At 63.6% G+C, this 2,254-nt stretch carries 1 protein-coding gene; it reads left to right on the forward strand.

Features of this window, described 5'->3' with window-relative positions:
* Nucleotides 1–2,254 (forward strand): NADP-dependent malic enzyme (locus PQR42_RS45325; protein ID WP_408496059.1); only part of this gene is annotated, 2,254 nt, incomplete at both ends.

The following is a 2,254-nucleotide window of genomic DNA, read 5'->3' on the forward strand; positions in this document are numbered from 1 at the left end:
TCCGCGAAGCCGCCCTCGATTACCACGAGTTCCCCACCCCAGGGAAGATCGCGATCGCCCCGACCAAGCAGATGATCAACCAGCGCGACCTCGCGCTGGCGTACTCGCCTGGCGTCGCGTTCGCGTGCGAGGAAATCGTTGAAAACCCGTTGAACGCCGCGCGCTTCACCGCGCGCAGCAACCTCGTCGGCGTCGTCACGAACGGCACCGCGGTGCTGGGTCTTGGCAACATCGGGCCGCTCGCCTCGAAGCCGGTCATGGAAGGCAAGGCCGTCCTGTTCAAGAAGTTCGCCGGCATCGACGTGTTCGATATCGAGCTGAACGAGTCCGATCCGCACAAGCTGGTCGATGTGATCGCGGCGCTGGAGCCGACCTTCGGCGGCATCAACCTCGAGGACATCAAGGCGCCGGACTGCTTCATCGTCGAACGCGAATGCCGCAAGCGCATGAAGATTCCGGTCTTCCACGATGACCAGCACGGTACCGCGATCGTCGTCGCGGCGGCCATTACCAATGGTCTGAAGGTGGTCGGCAAGGACATCAAGGAGGTCAAGCTGGTGTCTTCGGGCGCGGGCGCGGCGGCGCTGGCCTGTCTGGACCTGCTGGTCGACATCGGCCTGCCGCTCGAAAACATTACGGTCACCGATCTCGCCGGCGTGGTCTACAAGGGCCGCGTCGAACTGATGGACCCGGACAAGGAGCGCTTCGCGCGTGAAACCGACGCCCGCACGCTGGCTGAGGCGATTGGCGGCGCGGACGTTTTCCTCGGTCTGTCGGCTGGTGGCGTGCTCAAGCAGGACATGGTCAAGCAGATGGCGGACAAGCCGCTGATTCTGGCGCTGGCCAACCCGACGCCGGAAATCCTGCCGGAACTGGCGCTGGAAGTGCGTCCGGACGCCGTGCTGTGCACGGGCCGCACCGACTACCCGAACCAGGTGAACAACGTGCTGGTGTTCCCGTTCCTGTTCCGCGGCGCGCTGGATGCGGGCGCGACCACGGTGACGCGGGAAATGGAAATCGCCGCGGTCAATGCGATCGCTGAACTCGCGCGCCAGGAACAAAGCGATATCGTCGCGACGGCGTATGGCATTCAGGATCTTTCATTCGGCCCGGAATACCTGATTCCGAAGCCGTTCGACCCGCGTCTGATTGTCAAGGTCGCACCGGCCGTCGCGAAGGCCGCGATGGATTCGGGCGTCGCCGAGCGTCCGATCGAGGACATGGAAGCCTACGAACAGCATCTGCAGCAGTTCGTGTATCACAGCGGCACGACCATGAAGCCGATTTTCCAGCTCGCGCGTGGTGTCGAGCCGGACAAGAAGCGCATTGTGTTCGCGGAAGGCGAAGAAGAGCGCGTGCTGCGCGCCATGCAGATCATCGTCGACGAAAAGCTGGCGAAGCCGATCCTGATCGGCCGTCCGGCTGTGATCGAGCAGCGCATTGCGCGCTACGGCCTGCGTCTGGTCGCGGGTCAGGACTACACGGTCGTGAACACCGACCACGACGAGCGCTATCGCGATTTCTGGCAGGAATATCACAAGATGATGTCGCGCAAGGGCATCAGCGCGCAGATGGCGAAGCTCGAAATGCGCCGCCGCACCACGCTGATCGGCGCGATGCTGGTCGAAAAGGGCGAAGCTGACGGCATGATCTGCGGCACGGTGTCGACCACGCATCGCCATCTACACTTCATCGATCAGGTGATCGGCAAGAAGGAAGGCGCGAAGGTCTACGCGGCGATGAATGCGCTGGTGTTGCCGAACCGCCAGATTTTCCTGGTCGATACGCACGTGAACGTCGACCCGACGCCGGAGCAACTGGCCGAAATCACGATCATGGCGGCTGAAGAAGTGCGCCGTTTCGGTATCGAGCCGAAGATCGCGCTGCTGTCGCATTCGAACTTCGGCACGAGCAACGCGCCGACCGCGCAGAAGATGCGCGACACGCTGGCGATCCTGCGCGAACGCGCGCCGGATCTGCACGTGGACGGCGAAATGCACGGCGACATCGCGCTCGACGCGAATCTGCGCCGCGAAGTGATGCCCGACTCGACGCTCGAAGGCGACGCGAACCTGCTGGTGCTGCCGAACATCGACGCGGCCAACATCTCGTACAACCTGCTGAAGACGGCCGCGGGCAACAACATCGCGATTGGTCCGATGCTGCTGGGCGCGGCCAAGCCGGTGCACGTGCTGACGGCGTCAGCGACGGTGCGCCGGATCGTCAACATGACGGCGCTGCTGGTGGCGGATGT

Origin of the sequence: Paraburkholderia sediminicola, assembly GCF_046027355.1 — a bacterium.
In the GTDB taxonomy this organism is placed as follows: domain Bacteria; phylum Pseudomonadota; class Gammaproteobacteria; order Burkholderiales; family Burkholderiaceae; genus Paraburkholderia; species Paraburkholderia sediminicola_B.